Below are 26,105 nucleotides of genomic sequence, written 5' to 3' on the forward strand. Positions count from 1 at the left end.
CGAAGCCTAGGACATCAGCCCGAAGCTGGCGAGAACGAACCGCAGGCCGAAAAAACAAACGGAAGAAAAAAGCGGCAAGCCGAGAGCCAGCGTGGCACAGCGCATGCCGACGACGCTGAGCGTGGGCCATCGATTCAGGAAGTAGACCGCCGCGCCGGCCAGCGCGCGGCCGATCCCGTTCACAGCCGCTCCATGACGACCTCGAGATACTCGCTGGGCAGCACGAGTGTCTCATCGCCGGAACGGTTGCCATTGGCCAGCAGCGTCATGAGGTCGAGCTGGAAGGCCGCCTGCCGGTCGCCGTCCATCGCGGCGAATGCCTTGTTGACTGGACCGTAGTAAGTCCTGAATACCTCGATCCAATGTGCCGGTGAGCGGTAACGGAACGTGAACTCACGGCGCTTTGCCGCGACATGCTTCACGCTTCCCTGAAAGAGTTCGTAAAGCCGCGCCTGCGTGCCCCACAACGCCGGCGATTTGAGGCCTGGCGGCGGAGGCAGATACTTGCCGATGGTTTTGAACACCTGCCCGATGAAGCTATCGGGTGTCCAGTTCGCGAGACCGATTTTGCCGCCCGGCTTGCACACGCGCATCAACTCGCTTGCCGCCTGTTCCTGATTCGGCGTAAACATGACGCCGAAGGTCGAGATCACGGCATCGAATGAAGCGTCCGCGTAGGGCAGCGCTTCGGCGTCGGCTTCACTGAACCGCACCGCTGTCAGGCCTTCCGCTCGCGCGCGAGCCGCGCCCGCTTCGAGCAGCGAGGAGACGTAGTCGGTCGACGTGACGTCGCACCAGCGGCGCGCGGCGGCAAGCGTGGCGTTGCCGTTGCCCGCCGCCACATCGAGCACGCGGTTGCCGGCGCGCAGGTCGAGCGCCTCGCAGAGGTTTTCGCCGACGATCTGCAGCGTCGTGCCGACCACGGCGTAATCGCCCGTTTCCCAGGCGGCGTGCTGACGTGCTTTGACGTCGGCGAACGCGGAGGTGTGCGATGCAAAAGACTGGACTTGAGACATGGAAATGCTCCTGAAAAAATTGTGCGATGCAAGCTGGTGTCGTTGCCGAGTTAGTTCGGCGCCGCTATCAATTTATGGGTTGCCTCCTTAATTGGGTTTAAGTATTCGATACATTCAAGATTCCTTATCATCGTTGTAAGCCATTCGCATGGGTGCTAGTATCGGTGCGCGCGTTGATTCGATGAATGACCAGGCGTCCAGATATTTTGCGCAGGACGCCGAAGTTCATGGGCGTACTCCATGGATGCTCTCTCCAACGTCCTTCGCCTGGTTCGCCTGGCTGGCGCGGTGTATCTAAATGGCGAATTCACTGCGCCATGGTGTTTGTTCGGTCAGGCGGACGCGGCATTGTGCGGCAGTTTCCTTCCGCCAGCCGAACGCGTCGTCTCCTACCATCTGATCACTGAGGGAAGCTGCTGGGCGGCACTCGCGGACGATCCGGCGTCCGCCATTCACGTCGATGCCGGCGAGCTGCTCGTCGTTCCGCAAGGCGAATCGCACCTGCTGGGCAGCTCGCTCGACATCACGCCCGGACCCACTGCGCAACTGCTCGAAAGTCAACTGCGGAGCGCGCCGGGCCAGTTGATGGCGCTCAGCTATGGCGGCGGTGGCGACAGCACGCGTCTGGTGTGCGGCTTTCTCGCCTGCGACGACACGTTGAACAACCCGGTACTGTCCGCATTGCCGCGCATCTTCAAGGTTGACATGCGCAACGATCCGCAATCCGCGTGGCTGGAATCGTCGTTGCGGTTCGCCACGGCCGAGGCCGCGGAGTGGCGCGTTGGCAGTGCGCTCGTGCTCGCGCGGCTATCGGAACTGCTCTTTGTGGAGGCGGTGCGGCGCTGCATCGACGCGCTGCCGCCCGATCGAAAGGGCTGGCTGGCGGGCGTGGGGGACCGGTTTGTCGGTCGAGCGCTGGCGTTGATGCATGCGCAGCCGGCGTATGCGTGGACCGTGGATGAGCTTGCCCGCACGGCGGGCCTGTCGCGCTCCGCGCTGGCGCAGCGGTTTACGCAGTTGCTCGGTCAGCCGCCCATGCAGTACCTCGCGCACTGGCGCCTGCAGATCGCCGCGCAGGAGTTGCGCGGCGGGACCAGGTCGGTAGCGGAGGTGGCGGATCAGGTGGGGTATGAGTCGGAGGCGGCCTTCAATCGCGCTTTCAAGCGCGAATTCGGGATGCCGCCGGCGGGGTGGAGACGGAGCCGGGGCGGGATGGCGGGTGCCGCCGTGGATTCTCCCGCCGCGAGCGCTGCGGATTGCTAGAGCGAACGCTGTAGCGTTAACCAGACCTTAAGGCTCCAATGCCTCGTACCGTTACTTCACGCCATGCCCGGCCTGCCATTTTTTCATAAACGCGATCTCGTCGTGCTGCGCCTTGATGATGTTCTTTGCCAGCCGCTTCAGCTCCGGATCCTTGCCGTACTTCAACTCGACCTGCGCCATTTCAATCGCGCCCTGATGATGGGGGATCATGTGCGCGACGAAGTCCTTATCGGCGTCGCCGGTGTAGTCGGCGCTCATGTCCTGCATCATTTTGTCGTCGGCGGCCTTGAAGGCTCGCGTCGATTCGCCGGGGTCCGCGCCCGCCGAACCGGACATATCCATGCCGGGCATGGCGGCCGGTTGCTGGGCATGAACGGGCGCGGCCGCGACAGCGAACGCAAAGCCGCCGAGCAGGCAAAGAGCACGAAAGGCGCGAAGTTTTTTCATCGTGAATGTCCATTGGAAGAAAGTTGTCTCGAACGACGCCGATGCCGGGAAGCGGAAGTGGAGCGACAGCGCCCACCGCCCTCCCGACGGCGCTCCGGCATGGTGATCGGCCGGTCAGCCTATCAGGCTCTCAAGGACGGGTGAAAGCCCGCTGCCTCGATGACCTCGATCAATTGGTCGGGCGCCAACGTCGACGTGACCTTGACGATTTTAACGGGGACATCGACTTCGAGCTTCGCAGCCGGGTCGAGACTCGTGACCGCACGCGTGATGGCGTTGGCGCACCCGCCGCACGACATGTCCGGGATGTTGAATTCCATTTCCTACCTCCGATGAGAAGTCATGACTGAAGCGTGGACCTTCCCACGGCGGTAAGGTCAAGCGTCTTTTTTGCGGCTGGCCGAAACCGTATCGCGCACTAAAAGCGGGCAGACGCTGCGTCGCGTCTGCCTTACGATTTTCCAAAACCGCATGCTAGACTCCGTTCCCATGTCTTGCTGGCGCAAATTCTTCATCGTCTTGCTGCTTGTACTGAGCCTTCCGGTTCAGTCGTTCGCGGCCGTCTCCATGAAATGCGAGTCTTCGCATTCCGTGGACGATGGGGCGTCTGCGGGCCATGAGCATGCCGGGCCCATGGCCCGGCGGCACGACCACGCCGCGATGGTGGCCGATCAGGCCGGCACCCTCGCCGGTGCTCACCTCCAGCATCACGGTCCCGCTGGCGGCGAGCCTCACGCGCATGCGTGCTCTACCTGCGCATCCTGTTGTTTCGGCGGCGCGTTGCCCGTCACGCCGGTAGCGTCGGTGTCCGCCAACGCGCTTCATTTTGCCGTGCCTCCGCCTCCCGCTGTGCGAGCCGCGTCGTTTCTGACGGACGGCGTCGAACGGCCTCCCCGAATCTCTCTCGTCTAGTTCTGTCGCAGCCCCGCGCTGCGGTGTTCCATTTCGTCTCGATGGCGGCCGTGTTGCCGCGCGTCGGGGCGGCCTATGACGAGACTATTCATGCGAATGTTCATTGCGGCGCTGCTCGGCGCGGCGGCATCTTTGCCGGCGCTCGCGTGCGCCACGCCCCTATTTCCCGATCCGGCGGAGGCGGGCGCAGCCGTGCCGGCGGTCGAGGCGCCGTCCGCTCTGGCCGGCTATCGGCCGCACCGCGAGCAGCAGGCACCGAGTTGGCAGGCGCTCAATCGCGAGGTGGCCGAGCCATCTGGCGGCACTGCAAAGAGCCGCGGCCCGGCGCATTCCGGCGTAGCTGACGCCAAAGCCGACGGCCACGGCTCTCACCACGGCGAGGCGGCAAAATGAGGCCGTATCTTTCTCCTTCCGCCCGCGCCGCTTCAGTCGCCCTTGCCGCGACACTGCTTGCCGGCTGCACGACGTTTTCAAAGGACGGCGGCTTCGGCACCGTGTCGAGCGTGGCCTCGGAGCGGCTCGGCAAAGACGCCGTACTGATCAAAACGGATCAAGACCGAAGCGCCGCCGCCAGCCGCACGCAAGAACTGCTCGCCGCCCCGCTCGGCATGGACGACGCGGTCCAGATCGCGCTCTTGAACAACCGCGGCCTGCAGGCTTCGTACAGCGAACTCGGCATTGCCGAAGCGGACCTCGTTCAGGCGGGACGCCTGCCGAATCCCGGCTTCACGTTCAGCCGCACGCATGGCGGAGATGACTTGAGCATCAGCCGCACATTCACGCTCGGCATGTTACGCGTGCTGACGATGCCGCTTGCGACGCGCATCGAAAGCCGCCGTTTCGAGCAGACCCGCTTGCTCACCGCGAACGCCATGCTCAAAGTCGCAGCCGACGCCCGGCGCGCCTATATCGGCGCGGTCGCCGCCGGGCAAGCGGCGGTGTACGCGGAGCAGGTGAAAGACTCGGCCGAGGCCAGCGCCGAACTCGCCTCGCGCATGCAGCAGGCGGGCCATTTCAGCAAGCTCGATTACGCGCGCGAGCAGGCCTTTTACGCTGAAGCCATGGCGCAAGTGGCAAGAGCGCGGCAGCAGTCGGTGTCCGCGCGAGAAAAGCTCACTCGCGCGCTGGGCCTCTGGGGTTCGCAAGCACAGTACACGCTGCCTGAGCGCCTGCCCGATCTGCCGGCCACGCGCCCCGAACTGCCGGGCCTGGAAACCTTCGCGATGCAGAACCGGCTCGACGTCCAGGCCGCGAAGCTGCAAACGCAAAGCGTCGCGGGCGCGCTGGGATTGAGCAAAGCGACGCGTTTCATCAACGCGCTGGAGGTCGGCTATCAGAACAATTTCACGACTTCCGACGGCCGCGAGCAGGGCTATGAAATCAGCGTCGAGATCCCGGTGTTCGATTGGGGCAGCGCCAAAGTGGCGCGGTCCGAAGCGATCTACATGCAGTCGGTGAATCGCGTCGCCGAGACCGCGATCAACGCGCGCTCCGAAGTGCGCGAATCGTATTCGGCCTACGTGTCCGGCTACGACCTCGCGAAGCACTATCGGGACGAAGTCGTGCCGATCCGCAAAACCATCTCCGATGAACTGCTGCTTCGCTACAACGGCATGCTCGCGAGCGTGTTCGAACTGCTCGCCGATTCTCGCGAGCAGATCGGCGCGGTGAACAGCGCGATCGACGCGCTGAAGGACTTCTGGCTCGCGCAAACCGATTTGCAACAGGCGCTCGGCGGCCGTTTGCCGGTTGCCTCTATCGCGACGCCGCTCGCATCCACGACGCAAGCGGCGTCGTCCACTGAATCGGAAGGTCAATGACATGGTGTCACGTCGACATTTCATCGGCGGCTCGGGAGCCGCTTTGTTAGGCGCCGCGCTGGTCAGCAAAGCCGGCGCCGCGTCGCTGCCCGAAGCGCCCACGATGGCCACCGCCGCGATGCAGACGCCGCGCGCGCCGTCGGGCGGCAGGCCGTACACGCCGGTCGCCACGCTCAACGGATGGTCGTTGCCGTGGCGCATGAGGAACGGCTGGAAGGAGTTTCATCTGGTCGCCGAACCGGTGGTGCGCGAACTGGCGCCGGGCATGAACGCGAATCTGTGGGGCTATAACGGCCAGGCGCCGGGGCCGACCATCGAGGCGGTCGAAGGCGACCAGGTGCGCATTTTCGTGACCAACCGGTTACCCGAGCACACCACGGTCCACTGGCACGGCATGCTGCTGCCGTGCGGCATGGATGGCGTGGGCGGCCTCACGCAGCCGCACATTCCGCCGGGCAAGACATTCGTCTACGAATTCCGCCTGGAGAAGCACGGCACGTTCATGTATCACCCGCACGCGGACGAGATGGTGCAGATGGCAATGGGCATGATGGGCCTGTTCATCGTTCATCCGAAAGATCCGGGCGTGCTGCGGGTGGACCGCGACTTCGCTTTCATCATGTCCGCTTACGACATCGACCCGGGCAGCTTCACGCCGCGCGTGAACGAAATGACCGACTTCAATATGTGGACATGGAACGCCCGCGTGTTTCCGGGCATCGATTCGCTGCCGGTGCGCGCGGGCGATCGCGTGCGCATTCGCGTCGGCAATCTGACGATGACCAATCACCCGATTCATCTGCATGGCTACCACTTCGAAGTGGTGGGCACGGATGGCGGCTGGATTCCGCCTTCCGCGCGCTGGCCCGAAGTCACGGCCGATATCGCGGTCGGACAGATGCGCGTCATCGAGTTCACGGCGAACCGTCCGGGCGACTGGGCGTTTCATTGCCACAAGTCGCATCACACGATGAACGCGATGGGGCATCAGGTGCCGAACATGATCGGCGTGCCGCAGAAAGACCTCGCGAAACGCATCAACCGGCTGGTGCCCGACTATATGGCGATGGGCAGCACGGGCGGTTCGATGGGCGCGATGGAAATGCCGCTGCCCGACAACACGCTGCCGATGATGACCGGCACCGGGCCGTTCGGCGCGCTCGAAATGGGCGGCATGTTCACGGTGGTGAAAGTGCGCGAAGGGCTGGGGCGCGACGATTACCGCGATCCGGGCTGGTTCGGGCATCCCAAGGGAACAGTGGCTTATGAATATACCGGCATGCTGCCGGACGGTTGATGGGGGTGGTGATCATGGTTGACTCAGGAGAGTGCAGGATGAAGAACGTTTTGGTTTCGATGGTGATGGTGTGCACGGCGACGGTTTGCGCTTCGGCGTATGCGGCGGACCCGGCGAGTCGCGCGGCCGCGGGCACGGAGGGCGCTCAAGCGGGCAGTGAAGCGGGCGGTGAAGCGAAGGCCGGCATGTCGCACGGCGAGGTCAGGAAAGTGGATTCGGCGGCGGGCAAGCTCACCATCAAGCATGGTCCGTTGGAAAACCTCGGCATGGAGGCGATGACCATGGTGTTCAAAGTGAAGGACCCGGCGATGCTCTCGCAGGTCAAGCCCGGCGACAGAATCGACTTCATCGCCGAAGAGGTGGACGGGGCGCTGACGGTGGTGAAACTGGAGAAACGATAGAACGCCCGGCATGGATCGGACGTTTCGGATCGGTCCTACAGACGAGGCGTCGAGCGGCACTGATAATCCACGCGCACGGCCGTATCGCGGGCAGACAGCATTGCCCGCGATACGGCCGTGTCCCGTTCCGTCCTCATTGCGCCGATATGTCTATCCAGCCTCCCGTACCGAATGAAGAATCACTCGCTCTCTGGTTAACCCAAGCCGATCAGGCGCGCATGGCTGGTCAGATCGCAACGGCGCAAACGCTCCTCGATCGAATCCTCGCGCAAGCCCCCGGGCATTCCGGCGCTTTGCATCTTCATGCGCTCGTTGCACTCGCAACGAACCAGCTCGAATCGGCCCAAGGCTGGGCCGAGCGCGCGCTCGAAGTCCGGCCGGATCCCGCGTACTACGGCACCTTGTGTGTCGTCCAGATCAAACGGTGCGCCTATGCAAGCGCTTTGCAAACTGCGGAGTCCGGTCTCGCACTCGAGCCGGATTCGGCGACACTGCACTTCTTCCGCGCCGTGGTCCTGCAAGTTCTGGGGCGTCCGGAGGAGGCTGCCGCCGCGTATCGCCGGGTGATCGAACTCAAGCCCGACCATCCGCAGGCGCACGCCAATCTGGGTGTGGTCGTCAAGGATCTCGGGCTGCTCGATGAAGCGCAATGCCATCTCCGGCACGCCGTCGAACTCGCGCCGAGCTACCTCGGAGCACGCGCCAGCCTCAGTCAGATCCTGTTGGCCGCCGGCCGTTACGAAGAGGCGTGGCCGTATTTCGAAGACCGTTGGGCCAATTTCGTGGGTGCCGACGGGCGGCCCGCCACGGAGCGCCCGGCATTGCCGCTGCCTCAATGGAGAGGGGAGCGCCTCGACAACGCAAACGGTGTACCGGGGCAGCCCGCATACGGCGCGCGCCTGCTCGTGATTCCCGAGCAGGGTCATGGGGATAGCCTGCAGTTCGTGCGCTACCTGCCATTGGCGCTCGAACGCTTTGCGCGGGTCGGCTACATCTGCCCGCCATCGTTGCGGCGTCTGTACGAGGAATCTTTCGCGCACCTCGCGGGCCTCGTGATGCTCGATGACGGCCTGTTCGACCTAGGCGATTGGGATTGGCATTGCCCGTTGATGTCACTGCCGATGGCCTTCGGCACCCGTCTGGACACGATTCCCGCCACCCCGTATCTGCGCGCGGACAACGCTCGCTCGGCCGCATGGCGCGCGCGGCTTTCCACGTTGTCCGATCCGGAGTTGCCGCGCATTGGCGTGGTGTGGGCCGGCGGCCATTCAGGGCTAACCGAAGACCGGGCGCGTAGCTTGTTGCCCGCGCAAATCGCGCCGTTACTCGCGGTGCACGACGTGCGCTGGATCAGTCTGCAGAAGACGGACGATCCGGCCAAGCGTGCCGATGCCGTGTCGAACACGCGTTTGACAGACTGGATGGACCACGTAACGGACTTTGCCGACACCGCCGCGCTAATCGATAACCTCGATCTCGTGATCTCCGTCGATACGTCGGTCGCGCATCTGGCGGCGGCGATGGGCAAGCCGGTGTGGCTGCTCAACCGCTTTGCCGGCTGCTGGCGCTGGTTGCGCGATCGGGACGACAGTCCCTGGTACCCCAGCGTGCGGCTCTTCACGCAAGCGCAACGAGGCGATTGGGGCGGCGTGCTGGAGCGCGTCGCCGAGGCATTGCGTCAATCGACCGGCGCATCTCACGGGAAGTCTTACCGGCGCTTTGTGCGCTAGCTCACCAAGTCGAGCCGAACTTACTCGGCGCGCGTTTTTGAGATGTTATGCTTGGGCGTCGTGACCTTCACCGTGCACGGCCGCGGACGATTTCAAAGAATACCTAGATCTTATTAGGAGCCGGGCATGCTGAGAAAGGTGGTCGATCGGGCGAAAAAGATCCGGCGCAGCGAAGGGTTCAAGCATTCCGTGGCCACGCCGCGCCGCATTTCACTTCATGCTACGCAGCGTCTGAACAGAGGCATTTTTGCCATCGAAATTCAGGAGAACTCGGGGTTTTTCTCCGTGATGCAGATGGTCCTGTTCATTCTGATGTACTGCGACGAAAAGTGTCTGACGCCGTGCATCAGTGCGCGCGGTGGTCTCTATGGGGATCCTGAAGGAAAGATCGACTGGTTCTCGGCTTTCTTCGATTGCAGGCACGGCGAGGCCACGGCGTCGGTGACGCACAGGGTGAGAAAGTCGACGGTTCGCGACCTGGTCCAGTTAGGATTTCGCCAACGCTATGAGGCGCGGCTTCAACTCGTGAGCGCCAGCGAGCTATTCTTCGCCCACTACCGGCCGGCCGGCCACATCCAGGGTGAAGTCGAAGCGATCTGCCAGCGGCTCGAGATCGGCATGTCGACGCTCGGCGCGCATTTCAGAGGCACGGGCAAGACGCTGGAAGCCATTCCGGTTTCATGGGGCGATTTCTGTCGTCACATAGAGACGACGCTGGCGGAGAACCCGCACCTGAGCGACGTTTTCATTTCAAGCGACGAACAGGCGTTTCTCGACTTCTTCGTTGCATGGCCATTTCGCAAGCCGGTCAAGGTGGCACCCGCGAAAATGCTCGCGAGCGGCAACACGCCGGTTCATTTCAGCGGCTATCCAGGGCTCGAAATCGGCCGCGAAGCGCTGCTCTCCAGTCTGCTGCTATCGCGCTGCGGGTATCTCGTGAAAACGCCGTCGTATCTGTCGGCGTGGTCGAGAATATTCAACCCGTCGCTGCCGGTGAAACTGGTGTCGCCGCCGCGGCCGGACGCCTTCTGGTTTCCCGACAGCCGACTCTGGCTCGAACAGGTCGCGCAGGATAAAGCGGCCTGAACGCGCGTGCGTTCCGCCGTCTCGCGGTCGTGGCATCGCCAGGAAGAGTGCCGGGCCTATAATCAAAGCCCGCGAGACCTATCGTGACTGCAAAGAGGCCTTCAGCATGTACATTGCCATGAACCGTTTCAAAGTGACGCCCGGATCCGAGGGCGCTTTCGAACATCTCTGGACAACGCGCGATACGCACCTGAAAGAGGTGCCGGGTTTCGTGGAATTTCATCTGCTCAAGGGACCGCAGAAAGAAGATCACGTTCTGTATTCCAGCCACACCGTATGGAAGGATTACGCTTCTTTCGAGGACTGGACGAAATCCGAGGCCTTTCGTGCGGCGCATCGCAACGCCGGTGGAGATAACCGCGTGCTCTATCTCGGGCATCCGGAATTCGAAGGATTCGAGGTCGTTCAGACCGTCAAATGAACGCGCGAGTCATCGGCGCGCGTGCCTGAATTGCGTTCGCGGTGGCGGCCCGGTTCAACCCGGCGACTTGCCTCGCGCGCTATTCTCGCCACGTTCGCGAAGGGCGCTCGCCGAGCAGTGAGCGTTCGCATGCCGACCCGTGCATGCCGACCCGTGCATGTGACCGCGCGACCACGCGCGAAGCGTGCTTGCGGTATTCTTTTGCGGGTCACTCGCGCCGGCGTCTAACGCGCCCGCGCATCTCTCAGAGGAACGAACGCATGAAAGCCGTCAAAATCGGGTCGCCCGCCACCGTCGCCAATCTCCAGGTCGTCGACATTGCCGATCCCGGCCAACCCGGGGCGGGCCAGATTCGCGTGCGTATTCACGCGAACTCCCTGAACTTTCACGATTACGGCGTCGTAAGCGGCAATCTGCCGGCTGAAGCGGGGCGCATTCCAATGGCGGACGGCGCGGGCGTCGTCGAAGCGGTCGGCGCGGGCGTGTCGGAATTCAAGGCGGGCGATCACGTGGTGTCGTGCTTCTTCCCGTTCTGGGAGAACGGGCCGCCTGCCATCGCCGATTTCACGACCACGCCGGGCGACGGCGTCGACGGCTATGCACGCGAAGCCGTGGTGCTGCCGAGCCACTACTTTACCCATGCGCCGCGCGGCTATAGCCATGTGGAGTCCGCCACGCTGACTACAGCCGGGCTGACCGCATGGCGCGCGCTCGTCGTGGACGGTCAGTTGAAAGCCGGCGACACGGTGCTCGTGCTCGGCACCGGCGGCGTGTCGATCTTTGCCTTGCAGATTGCCAAGGCGATGGGCGCCTCGGTGATTGCCACGTCCTCGGCGGAAGCGAAGCTCGCGCGGCTTCGCGGTCTGGGCGCGGATCATACGATCAACTACCGCGAGAATCCTGAATGGGGCAAGCAGGTCCGCTCGCTGACCGGCGGGCGCGGGGTCGATCACGTGATCGAAGTCGGCGGTCCGGGGACCTTGCCGCAGTCGATCACCGCTTGCCGGATCGGCGGTCATATCGCGCTGATCGGGGTGCTGACGGGACGGGCGGGGCCGGTGCCCACCGCGGCGTTGATGGCAAGGCAGCAGCGCTTGCAAGGCTTGATCGTCGGCAGCCGCCAGGATCAGCGCGATATGATCCGCGCGCTCGAAGCGACCGGTATCAAGCCGGTAATCGATAGCACGTTCGCGCTGGACAAGCTCGGCGAGGCATTTGCGCACGAGGAATCCGGCGCGCACTTCGGCAAGATCTGCGTGGCGGTTTGAGCATGCCGCATGCTCCGCTGCGCGTGCGCGCGTGAAGGTCTGTCAGCGCCGATGAAAACCCGCTTGCCGATTGTCGCTCGCGTGGTTTGCGGTGGGGCAGGCCGGCGCGGCCGCGCACAAGAGCGATCTAGCCGCGCCCGCCGAGGTCGGCGAAGTTCACGCTGCGCGCTGCGCACGCATCAGTAAAGACCGTGTCGTAACTTGAGAAGAACACCGTGCGCGTTCGCGCGAGGGTCTTGAACAAATCGACCAGCACGGCGCGCGCGGCGGCGTCGAGTCCGCCGACGGGTTCGTCGGCAATCAGGACCCGCGTCTCACCGAGCACCGCTGCGGTCAGGAAAATCTTTTTGCGCGTACCGAACGACATCTGCTCGAAACGTTTGTCGAGATGCGGCGTCAGGCCGAAGCGCTCGGCGAGGTCCAGGGTATCGCGGGTGAGCGCGGTCTGTCTCGCCGATGCCACGTTGTTCAAATACGCTCGACCGGTCTGATCCGGATAGGTCATGCAGTCTTCGGGCACGTAGGTGAGCGCGGATTGCGCAGCGAGCGGCGCGGTGCGCAACGAATGGCCGCCGAGCCACACTTCGCCGGTGTCGGGCTCGATCGTGCCCGCCAGAATGCCGAGCAACGTCGATTTGCCGCTGCCGGACTCATCGTTTAACGCCACGCATCCGCACGCCATGTCGTGATGCAGTCCCTGAAAGATGAGGCGTTCGCTGTAGCGCTTGCTGAGGTTGTCGAAACGAAGCATGGGTTGGAGCGTGTATCTGACGTCTGGTAAGGGTTGGCGATGCGCAAGTGTAGCAGCGTGGGCCGTGGCGGCAGCCGCCTTCGAAGCCGCGGCTGACGAGCGGCGCGTTAGCCCGTATATCGCGCGTTTCGATCCAACGAGTGCCGGCGAGCGGATGCGGCATACATTCGCGTGCCGTCGCCGTCCGCTTTGGATGTCTGCCAAAAAAAGGGCTCTACTGTAATTCTGACCGCTTTCAACTAGGGAGCGGTTAATTGTAGGTATGCAGAATACGCAACCAATGTAGCGCTGATAAACTGTGCGCCGGAGCAGCATGTGCCAGCACTGCGTGCCGCGTCCGCTCCCCATATTCCGGCGGCTCGAATCGCCGGATAGACGGTAGAACTAGGCCTTTTCCGCGAATTGGAAGAAGCGGCGGCACGGCATACTGGACGGTATGCACGCTGTTAAAAGGGACATAAGGTTGGGTGTCCTGTCTTCTCGTCTCGCACGGTGTCGTCTTCAGTCGATTCCCCTTCGCCAACCTCTGCCCATCTGATTTTGACAAGTTTCGAGGCTCGTCTTCGAGCCCGTTTTTGGAAGTGACTCATGAAGCCGGGAAAGAACTCGCTTGATAAAAGACGCACGCGCAAGACCGCCATGGTGGTGGCCGCGGCATTCATCGCGGGGTTGCTCGCATTCGGCGGGTGGCATTACCAGCAGCGGTCGGAGCAGGTCGCGCCGGCGCTGACGGGCGTCGCGAACCAGATGCGTCACGACGCCTCGGCATGGACGCACGAAGAGAAGGACGCGTCGCAAATGTTGCGCGATATTCACGACGCCAACGTCGCGGCGGTCGGCGTCAGTCCCAACGCGATTCTGATTTCGAAGCGCGACGGCACGAAATACTTCGTCACGGACCATAACGCGACGTTCTCACACGCGCTTCTGCTTGGTGAACCCAAGGCCGACGAGGCCGCCGCCTATCAACTCGTCTGGCTTCCCGACGCGGATATCCGTAGCGGCGGCGCGCGCTGGGCGCAACTGTTCGATCAGACGCGCGATGCGATCAGCTTGCTGCTCCCGCTGTTGCTGATCGGCGGCATGGTGTGGTTCATGCGGCGCGACATGCGTGGCGGCGCGAGGCTTCTCGACAGCGCGCCCGCGCTGCGTTTCGACGACGTGATCGGCGCGGCCGAGGCGAAGGCGGCGCTCGCGGACATTCGCAGCTATCTGTCGGACCCGAAGCAGTTCACGTCGATGGGCGTGCGCGCGCCGTGCGGCATTCTGATGGTGGGCGGACCGGGCGTCGGCAAGACGCGGCTCGCCCAGGCGCTGGCGGGCGAATGCGGCGCGAACTTCATTTCGATCACGGGCAGCTATTTCAGTGCGAAGTACTACGGCGTCGGCATCCAGAAGGTCAAGCATCTGTTCGAGCTGGCGCGCCAGAATGCACCCACGGTGATCTTCATCGACGAAGCCGACGGCCTCGCCAAACGCACGGATACGGGCAGCGGTCCGGTCGAAGCCGAGAGCAACCGCATCATTAATCAATTGCTGGCGGAGATGGATGGCTTTGCCTCGAACGAAGGGGTCATTATCGTCGCGGCGACCAATCATCCCGACAATCTGGACGAGGCATTGCGCCGGCCCGGCCGCTTCGATCGCACCGTGCAGGTGCGTTTGCCCGATCGTGAAGACCGCGCGAAGATTTTCCGTTTCTATGCGCAGAAGCTGAAGTCGAAATCCGCCGACATCGACTATGACCAGCTGGCGCGTCTGACCACGGGGCTGTCTCCGGCAACGGTCGCGATGGTGGTGAATCAGGCGGGCCTCGTCGCGCGCAAATCCGGCGACACGGAAATCGCCGCGAAGCATTTCATGGAGGCGATCAAGATTGCGCGTATCGGCGACGTGAGCGGCGCCGAGCGCGCATTGAGCGAAGACGAACGCACGCGCATCGCCGTGCACGAAGCGGGGCATGGTCTCGTCGCCGCGCTGCTGGGCACCGGCGTGCTGGAAGAAGTCACGATCCTGCCGCGCGGCGGCGCGTTGGGTGTCGCGCTCATTACGAAAGCGCAAGACAAGCATCTGTATCGCGAGACCGAGATCCGCAACGAAATCCAGGTTTTGCTCGGCGGGCGCAACGCTGAGATTCTGATGTTCTCCGAAGCATCGAGCGGCGCGGCCTCGGATCTGCAGGAAGCGTCGCGCATCAGCCTCGACATGGTGTCGAAATTCGGCTTCAACAGCGACGGTAATCTGTTTAGCCTCGCGGCGCTGCCGTCGCAGTATGCGGGTTTGCAAATGAAGAGTGCGATCGAACACGCGAACGTACTGCTGAAGGAATTGAATGAGTTGTGCTTTGGGCTTCTGCACGCATACGAGCCGGTGCTGCGCGCGATTGCGGACGAATTGCTCGAACAGGAGACGGTGCCCGGAGAGACCGTGTACCGGTTGATCAGGGAGCACAAAAGCACGCTGAAAATCGTTCACGAGCCGGCGGCGGCTTGAACGGATAACCGGCCGCGCAGAGCTGTGACGCGTGCGGGCGGCGCCGGCAATCGGCGCCGCCCGTTGTTCTTGATGATCCGCGCTACGCGAAATCCGACGGGCCCGGCGGCGGTACGCCGGGAGGCGTCTCGGTGTCGCCTAACGCTTCGTCGCCGGTTTCGTCAGGCGTCGCCGGCGTTTCGCCTTTTTTCGGCAGTGGTTGATCGAGACCTGGTTCGACTGGCGTCGGAATGGCGTCGCCGATCGGCTTGGACACCTCGGTGGGGGGGCCGCCAGGGTCTTCTTCGGGCTGGCGCTCGGGCTCGTGTTCGTTCGGGGAATTGGCCATGATTGCCACGAGGGCTCTCCGGTTGGTGAGGATCACACCATTGCGCAGCAATGCGCGTACCACGGCCGTCTCGCCTGTGCGATGCGGCTTGATCGCACATCGGTCCGTCCATGCGCCGTCTGCAGGCAAAACGTAAGCCCGCCGGCCTCAAGCCGCATCCGACGCGGCACGCTCATCCGGCAACGGACGCTCGCTTCGCTCCTGACGCGACGGCGACATAGCCGGCGTGCGCGCCGGTGCCGGCGCTTGCCGCGTCTTCAAACGCAGGATCGGTTCCTCGATCAGCCGCCAGGACAAGACCGCCATCGCGAGCGAAACGGCAAACGACCCGGCAATACCCGCGACGTGCGCCCACACGGGCACCGTGCCGCCGAAGAGCGCCGCTGCGTGATGGTTGCGGGTGAGGTCGGGGATCAGGTTGTGATAGAGGTAAAAGCCATAGCTGATACGTCCAAAACTCACCAGCCAGCGCGTTTCGAGCAGGCCGATAACGACCGCGTTGCGGCAACAGGCAATGGAACACACCAGCGCCGCGATGCACAAGCCGTAGGCGCCGCTGACCATGGTGAACAGCATGGGGCTGTCCAGCCGGCTCCACATTGGCTCAGTCGCGCAGAAACCCACGAGCCCGACACTCAACGCGAAGAGGGTCGCGCCATGGCCAAGCCACGCTCGTAAGCGGCTCTCTCTGCTCGCGATCATCAAGCCGCCGATTCCTCCCAAGGCCAGCAGCCAGAAATTCGTGAGCGGGTGCGTGTAGATGGTGATCTCCGGCGAATGCGCCGCGCGCATCGCCACGAGCGAAACGAGCCCGGCCGCGACGATCACGAGGCACACCGCGAGATGCCGTCTCGAGGCGAGCAGCAACAGGAGCGGCGCGAACACGAGATAGAACTGTTCCTCGATCGCGAGGCTCCATAAATGCGAATAGCGTCCCGGCCAATAGCGCAGCACGGAGCCGATCCAGATGTTCGATAGATAAGCGAAATGAAACGGCATGCCGCTCGCCAATTCAGGACTTGCAATGCCGAACGCCATGAGTGCGCACATCACCAGCAGCATCAGGTAGTAAATCGGAAAAATGCGCAGGGTGCGGCGAAACAGAAAGCGCTTCAATTCAGCGCCGAATCGGCTCGCACCTGTTTCAATACGCGTGCGTTGAGCGGAAAGAATACCGATGATCAGAAAGCCGCTCAGCGCGAAAAAGAGCCATACGCCGAGATGGCCGATCTCGCCGATATCGCCGAACAGACGGTGTTGAAAAAATACCATCAGGACTGCGATCGCGCGCAATCCGTCGAAGCCGGCAATTCTGGTGTTCATGTGGTCGTCTTCCAGTGCGAAGGTGGCGCGCAAGGTGCGGCCGTTCTGGGCGGTAATGGAAGGACCGGAGCGCCGGCGACGGTCAGGTCGGGCGCGGCGAATGGAAGGCGTCGCAATGACGCGCAACGCGCCTGCCGATCGCGGATCGGCGGGCGCGTGTCCGGTCCACATGAGTGGCCGCCGTCGACAGATCGGCATCGCGCCAGATCTTTGATGCCCGACGGGCGTGCATGAAACCATCCTACGATGAAAAAAAGCAAAAAAAATCGCGCTTCGCATCTGGCGATTTATTTTTCTCGTCCATTACCGATTGAATTCGCGGCCGGCGATTCAAAGCCGCAAATCTTGCCGCGAATTGAATGCGTGACGACTCAGTATTACCGCATGCCGACAGCCGAATTTCAGATTGCCATTAAGAGATCCGAAATTAAAGGCGGTTGTCAGCGCGCGCGAAGGGGACGCGCGGGTTTGGCGGGAACGTTCTATTGTCACGGTGTTCCTACGAAAAACGCGCGCGGTATGCGTGCGCCAATCTTGCGAGAACCTGAATGGAAACCCGTCGCGGCTATCCCGGAGGAAGCCCCCCTGGTGGGCGCTCGATCGAAGTGGATTTCTTTCGCGGCGTCGTGCTGATCGTCATCGTGCTGGACCACATTCCCGGCAGCACCCTCTCGCATCTGATGTTGCACGCTTACGCGCTGTGCGATTCGGCAGAGGTGTTCGTATTTCTCGGCGGCTATGCGTCGGCGGCCGCCTATACGGCAGTGCTCGCGGGGCGCGGCGAGAGCGCGGCGAAGATGCGCTTCGTGCGGCGCTGCTGGGAGATCTACCGCGCCTATCTGTTGACCGCCGTGCTGACGCTGCTGTCCGGCGCCGTGCTCGCGATGCTGAACCTGAACCGTCCCATGGTCGACCTCACCGGCTGGCCGCCTTTCGCGGTCGAGCCGCTGCGCGAAGCGTTCGATATCATGCTATTGCGGCGCCAGCCGTATCTGTCGAGCGTGTTGCCCATGTATGTGATCTTCGCGTTATGTGTGCCGTTCGCGGTGCCGCTCGCCCGCCGTTCGTCGCTGATGGCGCTGGGTTTGAGCCTGACGGTCTGGGCGCTCGCCCGGCCGCTGGCCGCGTTATTCAGCATTGACGACGTGGCCGACTGGGCTTTTAATCCGTTTGCATGGCAACTGATGTTCGTGCTCGGGATTCTTTGCCGGGTGCAGCCCATCAGCGACCGCTTTCATGCCACCCGCACCGCTCGCTGGTGCACGCGGGTCGCGGTGGTGGTGGCGGTCGCTTTCGCTATCGTCAAACTCTTCGTGCTGACGCAACCGTTGCCGGGCACGTTTAAACAGAACCTTTCTCCGGATCGCGTGATCAACTTCATCGTCATTGCCTGGGTCGCCGCGCAGTTCGTGCGCACGGGCAGCATCGCGTGGCTCGCGCGGCGGCTGCCCGCCGTGGTCACGGTCGGCCGCACGGGGCTGGTGTGTTTCGTCGCGGGCACCCTGGTGTCGCTGATCGTCGATACGGCGACGCCGCATACATTCCACGGCTTTCGCGGCGTGCTGATCGGACTGGGCGGCGATCTCGTCGCCATCGGCGCCGTGCTGATGATCGCCCGCGGCTGGAGCGGCTGGAAAGAGCAGCAGACGCGCACGGCTGCCAATGGCGCGGGTTACGGATGAGGTCGCGTTGGGCCCGGATGGGAGTTGCGCGAGATTGGCATGCGGCGATCCGGCTGGCCGGCGCGTTGTGGTGGCTCGCCGCGCATCCGGCATTCGCCGCGCCCAAGGAAGCGCCGCTCGCCCTGCGCTGCGCGGAATTCGCGGGCGCCGTTCTGCCTGCCGAACTGATTGCCTTGCCGAGCGCGGGCGTGCAGATCGAAACCGCGACCATGGTGGGCGCCACCGCGCCCGGTAATCAGCAGGGCGGCGAGTATTGCCGTATCACCGGCCGTATCAAGGGCGTCAGCGCCACCACGCCCGACATCCGTTTCGATCTGAATCTGCCGCGCCGCTGGAACGGCCGCGCGCTGCAGATCGGCGGCGGCGGCTATAACGGCGTGGTGGTGAGCGGCACCGGCGTGATGCCGTTTTCGCCGAACCGCGCGCCGCTCGCGCAAGGCTACGCGACCTTCGGCGACGACTCCGGACATGTCGGCGATTCGTCGATTGCGGTCTTCGGCCTCGTCGACGAGGCGGTCACGAACTTCGGCTTCGCGCATCTGAAGAAGACGCACGACGCCGCGCTCGCCTTGATTGCACGCGCGTATGGCCGGCCGCCGCAGCGCATGTATTTCGCCGGCGGCTCGACCGGCGGCCGCGAAGGCTACACCGTCATGCAGCGCTTTCCCGACGATTACGACGGTGTGATCGCCAATTCGCCCGCGCTCAATTTTTCCGGCGTGCGTTTGCTCGGCGTGAGACTCGGGCAGGCGGAATACAGCACGCCCGGCGGCTTCATTCCGCCGTTGCTGCTCGAACACGTCTATCAACGCTCACTCGCCGTGTGTGATCAACTCGACGGCGCGGCGGACGGGATCGTGAGCGACGTCGCCGCGTGCCGGGAGCGCGAAGCGGACATCATCGAGTCGCTGCGCTGCGCCGGGCGCACGCCGTCGCACGATGAATGCCTCACCGACGCGCAACTCGCCGCCTTGCTCGTGATGCGCGACGGCCTGTCGTTGCCTTACCGGCTGGCGTGGGACGTCAATGGCTATAGCGGCTACAACGTCTTTCAGGGCACGCGTCTGACCGGGCTGCTCGGTCTCGCGCATCAGCCTGAGCGTCTGCCGGTGCCGACTTTTTTCGCCAACGGCTACCTGTTCGCGCAAGGCGACGGCTACATCCGCTATTTCGTCGCGCGGGACGCCGGCTTCGACTCGCTCCGGTTCGACGCGCAACACCCTGGGAAATACCGCGCGCAACTGGTCGCGCTGTCGCAGACGATCGGCGCGATGAATCCCGACCTCGCGCGCTACATCGCGCGCGGCGGCAAGCTCATCACACTCCAGGGTCTGGCCGACGAAGTCATCAGCCCGAATCAGACGATTCGCTACTACGACGCGCTGGTCGACCGGTTCGGCGTCGACCAGGTCAATAATTTCATGCGCTTGTACATGGTGCCGGGATTCCAGCACGGCGGTGGCGTGTTCATTCCATCGGTCGATCTGCTGGGCGCGCTCGATAACTGGGTGACGCGCGGGGCGTCGCCCGAAACCTTGACGGCCACCGATATCGCGGCGGCGACGAATGGGCGTTCGCGTCCGCTATGCCGCTATCCGCTGTTTCCGCGCTACGCCGGCAAGGGCAATGTGAATCTGGCGAGCAGCTTTGTCTGTGCTGAGCCGTGAACGGCGGCTTTGCAATAAACGCCGCGCTGATTGCAAGGCGGGTGGGCGTGGCCTGCGAGCCCGGGCCCTGACACGGGTGCCTCCGGAGTCACAAAAGAAAAGGGCGGCGACGCCTTGACTCGGCGCCGCCGCCCCGCTCGAACTCAGCTCAGCAACTCAGTTCAGCAACTCAGTCAGCAACTCAGTTCAGCAACTCAACGCATGAGCGATCCGCTCTACTGGCCGTTCTGCATCGTGCCGCCGGCCCCATTGTTCATGCCATTACCGGTGCCGTTACCCGTGCCGCTGCGCGTACCCTTGTTCAAGCCGTTGCTCATGCCGCTATTGGAACGGTTCGTCGACGGGCTGTTCGGCGACGCGCCGGTGCCGGTGCCCATGCCGCCGCCGGTGCCCGTCACGCCGGGCTGGCCGTAGCCGGAATCGCCCGGGCTCTTCATCGATCCGGTGCCGACACCCGGCGTGGCGGTCCCGCCCGCGCCACCCGTCGTGCCGCCGCCGGCACCCACGCCGTTGCCTCCACCGCCCGCGCCGCCACCCGCTCCACCGCCGGCCTGTGCGTAAGCTCCACCAGACAATGCCATCACGAGCGCCGAAGCAAAAACCATCTTGGTAACGTGTTTCATGTTGACCTCCATAAAGTCGGTTTGATATCACGCAAGCGCTTGTCGCTCACATGCATGGACTGCCGCAAGCGGTGTGCCTCGCTTGAGCGTGCCGGCTTCAACGCGAAGGGCACGGCAGCACACAGAAAATCGAGCATGGGCCGTTCCCGGCCGATTGCCGGAGGAGAAGAAAAGGTAGGGATCCAAAACGATGGAAAGACTTACCTTGCCCCGTGCGGCAGCGTGCGCTGCATTCAGTAAAAGCGGCCGATGCCATGATCATCCGTGCTGTGCCGCGTGCGCATTGAGTAAAGGCCAGTCGCGAAGAGCAATCGCAGGATTGTGAAGGCAGGTGGCCCATGCTAGAGTCCGAAGCGCCCGATCGGCAGCAACACCACGACGAGCAAAAGCACGGACCGGCACAACGCGCCGTCCGCGGAAAATCGATTACGGGCACCGCATGGAAACGCTAGACGGAACACGTCCCGTCCAACCTGGTCAGGACGAGATGCAGAACGCTGCGCGCGACGACGGTGGCGAGATCGCCGCGGACAACACCGCGCACAACACCGCGCCTGCCAGCCTCGCGGGGCCGGCGCTGCGCCTGCTGCTGGTGGACGACAGCGTCGACGCCGTCATGGCAATGTCGTTCTTGCTCGAGGCGGACGGTTACGACGTGCGGGTCGCGCACGAGGGCCGCCATGCGCTGGAGGTTGCCGCGCAGTTCGAGCCGGAGATCGTGCTGCTCGATCTTGGCCTGCCCGGCATGGACGGCTGTCAACTCGCCGAGGAGATGCGCAAGCGCGCGTGCACCGCTCACGCGCTGCTGATCGCGGTAACCGGCTATGGGCAGCCATCCGACCGCCAGCGTTCGCACGAAGCGGGCTTCGACCACCATCTGGTGAAGCCGGTGTCGCCCGAAGAGATTCAGCGCGTGATTAACGGCCGCTTCCCCGGCGGACAGCGCTAGGCGCGCATCTTTCCCCCGTCTCGACCCTACGTGTTCGCGGTGCTGCGCTGCAGTGCGCTGCACGCTTTCGCACTTTCCATTACATTGCGGGTGCGGTGGCGCTTGAACACCGTTCCCTCTAATCAAACAACGGTGTCTGCCATCGTCGATTCCATGCAGCCAATCGTCTCGGTCACGAACCTCTCGAAAACCTATGCGACCGGTTTTCACGCGCTTAAAAACATCAATCTGGCGATCAACCGCGGGGAAATCTTCGCCTTGCTCGGCCCGAACGGCGCGGGCAAAACAACCCTTATCAGCATCATCTGCGGCATCGTCAACGCAAGCGAAGGCAGCGTGACGGTGGACGGCCGCGATATCGCGACCGACTATCGCGGCGCGCGCTCGCTGATCGGCCTCGTGCCGCAGGAGCTGACCACCGACTCCTTCGAGACCGTCTGGGCTACCGTCTCGTTCAGCCGGGGCCTGTTCGGCAAGCCGAAAAACCCGGCGTATGTCGAAAAGGTATTGCGGGACCTGTCGCTGTGGGAAAAGCGCGATAGCAAGATCATTACCCTCTCGGGCGGCATGAAGCGCCGCGTGCTGATCGCCAAGGCGCTCTCGCACGAGCCGCGCGTGCTGTTCCTCGACGAACCGACTGCCGGCGTGGACGTGGAGTTGCGCCGCGACATGTGGAAGCTGGTGCGCTCGCTCGCGGCGAGCGGCGTGACGATCATTCTAACCACGCACTATATCGACGAGGCCGAGGAGATGGCCGATCGCATCGGCGTGATCAGCGGCGGTGAAATCATGCTGGTCGAAGAGAAGACAGAGCTGATGCGCAAGCTCGGCAAAAAGCAGTTGACGCTGCAACTGGAAAGCCCGCTCGCACAAGTGCCGCTCTCGCTCGCCGGCTACCGACTCGACGTCGCGAAGGGCGGCAACGAGCTGATCTACACGTACGAGGGCGAGGGCGGGCGCACCGACATCATCGCGCTGCTCAAGGCGCTCGACGACGCCGGCATCCGTTTCAAGGACCTGCACACCACGCAAAGTTCGCTCGAAGACATCTTCGTCAGTCTGCTCCGAGGTGACCAATGAATCTTTACGCCATTCGCGCCATCTACAAGTTCGAGATGGCGCGCACCTGGCGCACGTTGATGCAAAGCATCATCGCGCCGGTGATTTCGACTTCGCTCTACTTCGTCGTGTTCGGCGCGGCGATCGGCTCACGTATCAAGGAAGTGGACGGGATCAGTTACGGCGCGTTCATCGTGCCGGGTTTGATCATGCTGTCGCTGCTGTCGCAAAGCATTTCGAATGCGTCGTTCGGGATTTACTTTCCGCGCTTTACCGGCACGATCTATGAGTTGTTGTCGGCGCCGGTGTCGTATCTGGAAATCGTGGTGAGTTACGTGGGCGCGGCGGCGACCAAATCGATTCTGCTCGGGTTGATCATTCTCGCTACCGCCGGACTGTTCGTGCCGCTGCAAGTTCAGCACCCGTTCTGGATGATCCTGTTTCTGGTGCTGACGGCGGTCACGTTCAGCCTGCTCGGTTTTATCATCGGCATCTGGGCGGATAGCTTCGAGAAGCTGCAACTGGTACCGCTGCTGATCATCACGCCGCTGACTTTTCTCGGCGGCAGCTTCTACGCGGTCAATATGCTGCCGCCGTTCTGGAAAGTCGTGACGCTCTTCAATCCGATCGTCTATCTGGTGAGCGGATTCCGCTGGAGCTTCTATGGTCTCGCCGACGTCAACGTCGAGGTGAGCCTCGGCATGACCGCGCTCTTTCTCGCGGTGTTCCTGCTGATCGTTGCGTGGATCTTCAAGACCGGCTACCGGCTCAAGAGCTGACAGGGCGCGTGCGAGCCGGCACGACTGTGCCCGGGTTCGCACGTGAGGCGAGCGGTCCGGCCACCGCGCATTCCACGGACTTTCGCTGCATGCGAAACTGACGGACATCCCAACACGGAGCCGATAGCCATTATGTCCGTCGATTTGAGTCTGATCGAAAGAAGCGCCTGTGAAGTCGTCGACCTGTTGCGTGAAGAGGCGCTGAGTCCGCACGACCTGCTCGATACGCTCGCCGCGCAGGTCGCGCGCGTCGAACCGCAGGTCAACGCGCTGCCCACGCTGTGTTTCGAGCGCGCGCACGCACATGCCGATGCGCTGCTGAAGAAGCCGCTGAGCGAGCGCGGCGTGCTGTGCGGCCTGCCGCTGCCGATCAAGGATCTGACCGACGTGGCCGGGGTGCGCACCACGCGTGGTTCGCTGGTCTATCGCGACCGTGTGCCGGAAACGTCTGATGCCGGCGTGACCTTGCTCGAAGCGCACGGCGGCGTGGTCTATGCCAAGTCCAACACGCCGGAGTTCGGCTCCGGCGGCCATACGTATAACAGCGTGTTCGGCGTGACGCGTAATCCGTGGGACCTGTCGCGTTCGGCGGGCGGTTCATCGGGCGGCGCGGCGGCCGCGCTGGCGTCGGGCACCGCATGGGTCGCGCAGGGCTCCGATCTGGCGGGTTCGCTGCGCACGCCCGCGGCGTTCTGCGGCGTGGTGGGCTTGCGTCCGACGCCGGGGCGCGTTGCATACGGGCCAGCCGCGAATCCCTACGACACGCTCGGCATTCACGGACCGATGGCGCGCAACGTGACCGACGCGGCGCTGCTGCTCGACGCGATGTGCGGCGAAGTCGACAGCGTGCCGTTGTCGCTGCGTGAACCGCCCACCTCGTTTCTCGAACATGCGCGCCGGCCGCAACGTCCGGCGCGCGTTGCGTTCAGCGCAGGGCTCGGCATCGCCACCGTCGAGCCGGAGATCCTGTCGATTTGCCGCACGACGATGGAGCGGCTCGCGGCGGCAGGCGTCGGCGTGGACGAGAGCGATCTCGACCTGAGCAGTGCGGCGCAGGCGTTCCACACGCTGCGCGGCATCGCCTACGCGACGAATTACGAGGACGTGCTGGCTCAGCACCGCGACATGTTGAATCCGAACGTGATCTGGAACATCGAATTCGGTCTGCAGTTGGACAACCGCGCCATGCGCGCGGCGCAGCGCACGCGTGCCGAACTCTTCCACAAGACGAACGCGCTGCTGCGGCGCTATGACGTGCTGATCTGTCCGGCTTCGATCGTGCTGCCGTTCCCGGTCGAAGCACGCGATATCCGCGACGCGGTCGGCCGGCACTTCGAGACCTACATCGACTGGCTCGCGATCACTTATGCGCTGACGCTCACCGGCATGCCGGTGATCGCGATTCCATGCGGGATGAGTGCGAGCGGGCTGCCTGTCGGCATTCAGATTGTCGGCAAGCCGCGCGGCGAGGCGGCGTTGCTGTCGGCGGCGCGTGCAATCGAGGAGATCATCGGCACGTGGGCTACCGGCAAGCCGCAGGTTTCCTGACGGTTGTTTCGCCGTGGCCGGCACCCCGACGGGCATGCCGGCCACGGCGCGCTTTCCTGCCTGGTTCTACGACACATACCCCTGCGCGACGTTGATCAACTGCACGCGGTTGCGCACGTTGAACAATTGCCGCAGACGACGCAGGTGGTAGTCGACGTTATGCGGCGACAGCCCGAGGAAGTAAGCGATCTCCTTGTCCCGCTGACCCTGCACGACCGCCCGCAGCACCGCATGCTGCAATTCGCTCAGCGTGACGCGCTGCTGCTGCGCGGGCGCGATGCCGATCACGCTCTTTGCGTGCGTCCAGATGAATTCGTGGATCGTGTGCGCGAACATCAGCGTCTCGGCCACGATCGATTCGGTCATCCAGCGCGGATTGCCGATCTCGGAGTTGAAGCACAGGCTCGCGCTCAGTTCCGGCTCGGGCAGCGGCATCTGCGTGAGAATGCCGCTTTTGCGCCCGGTCGCCTCCAGCATGTCGATCAGGCCGCCGAGCCGTTCGCTGCGCAGTTGCGCGCGCGGCAGATCGGCGCGCATGTCGACCGTATTCCAGAGAAACGGCATGCCGGTCGGCGAGGCGAGTGCGACGCGCGGGTCGAGTTCGAAATAACGCTCGCGGAAATAGCGCGTGAGCCAGCTCTGCGACTCGTAGCTGGTCAGCACGAACATCGTCTTGTGATGCGCCGACGTGCGCGTGGCCGAATAGCTGAACGAGTCGAAGCCCAGTTGCTTGATGCGCTGCCGCACGAATTCGATGCGGTCCTGCGCGCTGCCAAAGCGCACCAGCGGACTGATGACCGGTGCGGCCCGCCGCGCGGCGGGCGAGGGCGTGCCGATTTCCTCCTCTGTGAAGAGTGTCAGAAAGCCTGGGGGCACGACGCCTGTTGCGGTGCGCTGGGGTGCCCGGGATGCTTCAGCCGCGTGGGCTGATTTCTCGGGTTGCCGCGTGCCGGCCGGGTAGGCCGGTTGGGCGGCAACCGCCGAGTTGTAAGCCGCCGACGCCTGCCCGGCTTCACCTTGCGGCGAGCCGGTCAGCCAATGCGGCAGCGTTTCGCATTCGTGTTCCATTAAACGGTAGCTCCGGCGTTCGAAACGCGTGAAAGACGACAACCTGAATGATTAGCTATTTCCAAAAATTACGGTAGCCGGTTCCTTGCTATCATTTTTGAGTTCTTGCTCCGATAGCGGACTGGCAACACCGGTATGGCAGGGTTCACTCTTCATATGGCACCTCCCTGGGAA

25 protein-coding genes are annotated in these 26,105 nt (G+C 63.5%); 16 read left to right on the plus strand and 9 right to left on the minus strand.

The features are described from left to right. Window positions 1-6: 6 nt before the first annotated feature. Both CJU94_RS41030 and CJU94_RS32095 read right to left on the minus strand, forming a co-directional pair. On the minus strand, window positions 7-183 hold the full coding sequence (locus CJU94_RS41030; RefSeq protein ID WP_157763828.1) for a hypothetical protein: 177 nt from the start codon (window positions 181-183) through the stop codon (window positions 7-9). Further along, complete coding sequence (locus CJU94_RS32095) at window positions 180-1,016, minus strand: class I SAM-dependent methyltransferase (RefSeq protein WP_095422548.1); 837 nt, start codon at window positions 1,014-1,016, stop codon at window positions 180-182. The genes CJU94_RS41030 and CJU94_RS32095 overlap by 4 nt, the downstream gene beginning before the upstream one ends. A 240-nt stretch (window positions 1,017-1,256) precedes the next feature. Between CJU94_RS32095 and CJU94_RS32100 the strand changes: the two genes are divergently transcribed. Beyond that, window positions 1,257-2,279, plus strand: coding sequence for an AraC family transcriptional regulator (locus CJU94_RS32100; protein WP_095422549.1), 1,023 nt, complete (start codon window positions 1,257-1,259; stop codon window positions 2,277-2,279). A 51-nt stretch (window positions 2,280-2,330) separates the two neighbouring features. On the opposite strand, the gene copM is transcribed toward CJU94_RS32100, so the two are convergent. Together copM and CJU94_RS32110 are read right to left on the minus strand one after the other, a co-directional pair. Beyond that, on the minus strand, window positions 2,331-2,726 hold the full coding sequence (gene copM, locus CJU94_RS32105) for a CopM family metallochaperone (RefSeq protein WP_095422550.1): 396 nt from the start codon (window positions 2,724-2,726) through the stop codon (window positions 2,331-2,333). A 122-nt stretch (window positions 2,727-2,848) separates the two neighbouring features. Then, window positions 2,849-3,046 (minus strand): heavy-metal-associated domain-containing protein, encoded by a 198-nt coding sequence (locus tag CJU94_RS32110; RefSeq protein WP_095422551.1) that lies wholly within the window; start codon window positions 3,044-3,046, stop codon window positions 2,849-2,851. A gap of 682 nt (window positions 3,047-3,728) precedes the next feature. Between CJU94_RS32110 and CJU94_RS32120 the strand changes: the two genes are divergently transcribed. The 8 genes from CJU94_RS32120 (at window position 3,729) to CJU94_RS32155 (ending at window position 11,661) form a co-directional block, all read left to right on the plus strand. Then, window positions 3,729-4,031, plus strand: coding sequence for a hypothetical protein (locus CJU94_RS32120; protein WP_095422553.1), 303 nt, complete (start codon window positions 3,729-3,731; stop codon window positions 4,029-4,031). Then, window positions 4,028-5,458, plus strand: a complete 1,431-nt coding sequence (locus tag CJU94_RS32125; protein ID WP_095422554.1) for a TolC family protein — start codon at window positions 4,028-4,030, stop codon at window positions 5,456-5,458. Before CJU94_RS32120 ends, CJU94_RS32125 begins: the two co-directional genes overlap by 4 nt. Window position 5,459: 1 nt before the next feature. Then, complete coding sequence (locus CJU94_RS32130) at window positions 5,460-6,755, plus strand: multicopper oxidase family protein (protein ID WP_095422555.1); 1,296 nt, start codon at window positions 5,460-5,462, stop codon at window positions 6,753-6,755. A 38-nt stretch (window positions 6,756-6,793) separates the two neighbouring features. Then, entirely contained in the window at window positions 6,794-7,156 is a 363-nt protein-coding gene (locus CJU94_RS32135) for a copper-binding protein (protein WP_095422556.1), read from the plus strand. A gap of 146 nt (window positions 7,157-7,302) precedes the next feature. Beyond that, window positions 7,303-8,886: a tetratricopeptide repeat protein gene (locus CJU94_RS32140; protein ID WP_095422557.1), complete on the plus strand. Its 1,584-nt coding sequence runs from the start codon at window positions 7,303-7,305 to the stop codon at window positions 8,884-8,886. Window positions 8,887-9,012: 126 nt separating this feature from the next. Next, window positions 9,013-9,972: an O-fucosyltransferase family protein gene (locus CJU94_RS32145; protein ID WP_095422558.1), complete on the plus strand. Its 960-nt coding sequence runs from the start codon at window positions 9,013-9,015 to the stop codon at window positions 9,970-9,972. A gap of 106 nt (window positions 9,973-10,078) precedes the next feature. Then, window positions 10,079-10,393, plus strand: a complete 315-nt coding sequence (hmuQ, locus tag CJU94_RS32150) for a heme-degrading protein HmuQ (protein WP_095422559.1) — start codon at window positions 10,079-10,081, stop codon at window positions 10,391-10,393. Between the two features lie 260 nt (window positions 10,394-10,653). Continuing rightward, entirely contained in the window at window positions 10,654-11,661 is a 1,008-nt protein-coding gene (locus CJU94_RS32155) for a zinc-dependent alcohol dehydrogenase family protein (RefSeq protein WP_095422560.1), read from the plus strand. 127 nt (window positions 11,662-11,788) lie between these two features. Here CJU94_RS32155 and CJU94_RS32160 read toward each other — a convergent pair whose 3' ends face one another. After that, window positions 11,789-12,412 (minus strand): ABC transporter ATP-binding protein, encoded by a 624-nt coding sequence (locus CJU94_RS32160; RefSeq protein WP_095422561.1) that lies wholly within the window; start codon window positions 12,410-12,412, stop codon window positions 11,789-11,791. Window positions 12,413-13,000: 588 nt separating this feature from the next. Here CJU94_RS32160 and CJU94_RS32165 point away from each other — a divergent pair. Continuing rightward, complete coding sequence (locus tag CJU94_RS32165; protein ID WP_095422562.1) at window positions 13,001-14,905, plus strand: AAA family ATPase; 1,905 nt, start codon at window positions 13,001-13,003, stop codon at window positions 14,903-14,905. 82 nt (window positions 14,906-14,987) lie between these two features. On the opposite strand, the gene CJU94_RS32170 is transcribed toward CJU94_RS32165, so the two are convergent. Next, window positions 14,988-15,242: a hypothetical protein gene (locus tag CJU94_RS32170; RefSeq protein ID WP_208645389.1), complete on the minus strand. Its 255-nt coding sequence runs from the start codon at window positions 15,240-15,242 to the stop codon at window positions 14,988-14,990. 138 nt (window positions 15,243-15,380) lie between these two features. Further along, window positions 15,381-16,556 carry an acyltransferase family protein gene (locus CJU94_RS32175; protein ID WP_095422892.1) on the minus strand — a complete coding sequence of 392 codons (1,176 nt, stop codon included), beginning with the start codon at window positions 16,554-16,556 and terminating at the stop codon, window positions 15,381-15,383. A gap of 548 nt (window positions 16,557-17,104) precedes the next feature. Here CJU94_RS32175 and CJU94_RS32180 point away from each other — a divergent pair. Together CJU94_RS32180 and CJU94_RS32185 are read left to right on the plus strand one after the other, a co-directional pair. Then, on the plus strand, window positions 17,105-18,238 hold the full coding sequence (locus CJU94_RS32180; protein WP_095422564.1) for an OpgC domain-containing protein: 1,134 nt from the start codon (window positions 17,105-17,107) through the stop codon (window positions 18,236-18,238). A gap of 17 nt (window positions 18,239-18,255) precedes the next feature. Further along, on the plus strand, window positions 18,256-19,905 hold the full coding sequence (locus tag CJU94_RS32185; RefSeq protein WP_425272220.1) for a tannase/feruloyl esterase family alpha/beta hydrolase: 1,650 nt from the start codon (window positions 18,256-18,258) through the stop codon (window positions 19,903-19,905). Between the two features lie 215 nt (window positions 19,906-20,120). Here the strand turns inward: CJU94_RS32185 and CJU94_RS41490 are convergent, their stop codons facing one another. Continuing rightward, window positions 20,121-20,528: a hypothetical protein gene (locus CJU94_RS41490; protein ID WP_095422566.1), complete on the minus strand. Its 408-nt coding sequence runs from the start codon at window positions 20,526-20,528 to the stop codon at window positions 20,121-20,123. 439 nt (window positions 20,529-20,967) lie between these two features. On the opposite strand from CJU94_RS41490, the gene CJU94_RS32195 reads away from it, so the two are divergent. From CJU94_RS32195 to CJU94_RS32210, 4 genes are all read left to right on the plus strand, one after another. Next, complete coding sequence (locus tag CJU94_RS32195; RefSeq protein WP_095422567.1) at window positions 20,968-21,477, plus strand: response regulator; 510 nt, start codon at window positions 20,968-20,970, stop codon at window positions 21,475-21,477. A gap of 153 nt (window positions 21,478-21,630) precedes the next feature. Further along, window positions 21,631-22,557, plus strand: a complete 927-nt coding sequence (locus CJU94_RS32200) for an ABC transporter ATP-binding protein (protein ID WP_095422893.1) — start codon at window positions 21,631-21,633, stop codon at window positions 22,555-22,557. Further along, complete coding sequence (locus tag CJU94_RS32205) at window positions 22,554-23,315, plus strand: ABC transporter permease (protein WP_095422568.1); 762 nt, start codon at window positions 22,554-22,556, stop codon at window positions 23,313-23,315. The genes CJU94_RS32200 and CJU94_RS32205 overlap by 4 nt, the downstream gene beginning before the upstream one ends. A gap of 132 nt (window positions 23,316-23,447) precedes the next feature. Then, window positions 23,448-24,863 (plus strand): amidase, encoded by a 1,416-nt coding sequence (locus CJU94_RS32210; protein WP_095422569.1) that lies wholly within the window; start codon window positions 23,448-23,450, stop codon window positions 24,861-24,863. A gap of 66 nt (window positions 24,864-24,929) precedes the next feature. On the opposite strand, the gene CJU94_RS32215 is transcribed toward CJU94_RS32210, so the two are convergent. Continuing rightward, window positions 24,930-25,931, minus strand: a complete 1,002-nt coding sequence (locus tag CJU94_RS32215; protein WP_095422570.1) for a helix-turn-helix transcriptional regulator — start codon at window positions 25,929-25,931, stop codon at window positions 24,930-24,932. Window positions 25,932-26,105 lie beyond the last annotated feature (174 nt).

Origin of the sequence: Paraburkholderia aromaticivorans, assembly GCF_002278075.1 — a bacterium.
Taxonomy (GTDB): domain Bacteria; phylum Pseudomonadota; class Gammaproteobacteria; order Burkholderiales; family Burkholderiaceae; genus Paraburkholderia; species Paraburkholderia aromaticivorans.

What these genes read in the sequence shown, in the direction of transcription:
- CJU94_RS32095 (WP_095422548.1), bottom strand. Translation starts at nt 1,016, where the DNA reads ATGTCTCAAGTCCAGTCTTTTGCATCGCACACCTCCGCGTTCGCCGAC.
- CJU94_RS32100 (WP_095422549.1), top strand. Translation starts at nt 1,257, where the DNA reads ATGGATGCTCTCTCCAACGTCCTTCGCCTGGTTCGCCTGGCTGGCGCG.
- copM (WP_095422550.1), bottom strand. Translation starts at nt 2,726, where the DNA reads ATGAAAAAACTTCGCGCCTTTCGTGCTCTTTGCCTGCTCGGCGGCTTT.
- CJU94_RS32110 (WP_095422551.1), bottom strand. Translation starts at nt 3,046, where the DNA reads ATGGAATTCAACATCCCGGACATGTCGTGCGGCGGGTGCGCCAACGCC.
- CJU94_RS32120 (WP_095422553.1), top strand. Translation starts at nt 3,729, where the DNA reads ATGCGAATGTTCATTGCGGCGCTGCTCGGCGCGGCGGCATCTTTGCCG.
- CJU94_RS32125 (WP_095422554.1), top strand. Translation starts at nt 4,028, where the DNA reads ATGAGGCCGTATCTTTCTCCTTCCGCCCGCGCCGCTTCAGTCGCCCTT.
- CJU94_RS32130 (WP_095422555.1), top strand. Translation starts at nt 5,460, where the DNA reads ATGGTGTCACGTCGACATTTCATCGGCGGCTCGGGAGCCGCTTTGTTA.
- CJU94_RS32135 (WP_095422556.1), top strand. Translation starts at nt 6,794, where the DNA reads ATGAAGAACGTTTTGGTTTCGATGGTGATGGTGTGCACGGCGACGGTT.
- CJU94_RS32140 (WP_095422557.1), top strand. Translation starts at nt 7,303, where the DNA reads ATGTCTATCCAGCCTCCCGTACCGAATGAAGAATCACTCGCTCTCTGG.
- CJU94_RS32145 (WP_095422558.1), top strand. Translation starts at nt 9,013, where the DNA reads ATGCTGAGAAAGGTGGTCGATCGGGCGAAAAAGATCCGGCGCAGCGAA.
- hmuQ (WP_095422559.1), top strand. Translation starts at nt 10,079, where the DNA reads ATGTACATTGCCATGAACCGTTTCAAAGTGACGCCCGGATCCGAGGGC.
- CJU94_RS32155 (WP_095422560.1), top strand. Translation starts at nt 10,654, where the DNA reads ATGAAAGCCGTCAAAATCGGGTCGCCCGCCACCGTCGCCAATCTCCAG.
- CJU94_RS32160 (WP_095422561.1), bottom strand. Translation starts at nt 12,412, where the DNA reads ATGCTTCGTTTCGACAACCTCAGCAAGCGCTACAGCGAACGCCTCATC.
- CJU94_RS32165 (WP_095422562.1), top strand. Translation starts at nt 13,001, where the DNA reads ATGAAGCCGGGAAAGAACTCGCTTGATAAAAGACGCACGCGCAAGACC.
- CJU94_RS32175 (WP_095422892.1), bottom strand. Translation starts at nt 16,556, where the DNA reads ATGAACACCAGAATTGCCGGCTTCGACGGATTGCGCGCGATCGCAGTC.
- CJU94_RS32180 (WP_095422564.1), top strand. Translation starts at nt 17,105, where the DNA reads ATGGAAACCCGTCGCGGCTATCCCGGAGGAAGCCCCCCTGGTGGGCGC.
- CJU94_RS32185 (WP_425272220.1), top strand. Translation starts at nt 18,256, where the DNA reads ATGGGAGTTGCGCGAGATTGGCATGCGGCGATCCGGCTGGCCGGCGCG.
- CJU94_RS41490 (WP_095422566.1), bottom strand. Translation starts at nt 20,528, where the DNA reads ATGAAACACGTTACCAAGATGGTTTTTGCTTCGGCGCTCGTGATGGCA.
- CJU94_RS32195 (WP_095422567.1), top strand. Translation starts at nt 20,968, where the DNA reads ATGGAAACGCTAGACGGAACACGTCCCGTCCAACCTGGTCAGGACGAG.
- CJU94_RS32200 (WP_095422893.1), top strand. Translation starts at nt 21,631, where the DNA reads ATGCAGCCAATCGTCTCGGTCACGAACCTCTCGAAAACCTATGCGACC.
- CJU94_RS32205 (WP_095422568.1), top strand. Translation starts at nt 22,554, where the DNA reads ATGAATCTTTACGCCATTCGCGCCATCTACAAGTTCGAGATGGCGCGC.
- CJU94_RS32210 (WP_095422569.1), top strand. Translation starts at nt 23,448, where the DNA reads ATGTCCGTCGATTTGAGTCTGATCGAAAGAAGCGCCTGTGAAGTCGTC.
- CJU94_RS32215 (WP_095422570.1), bottom strand. Translation starts at nt 25,931, where the DNA reads ATGGAACACGAATGCGAAACGCTGCCGCATTGGCTGACCGGCTCGCCG.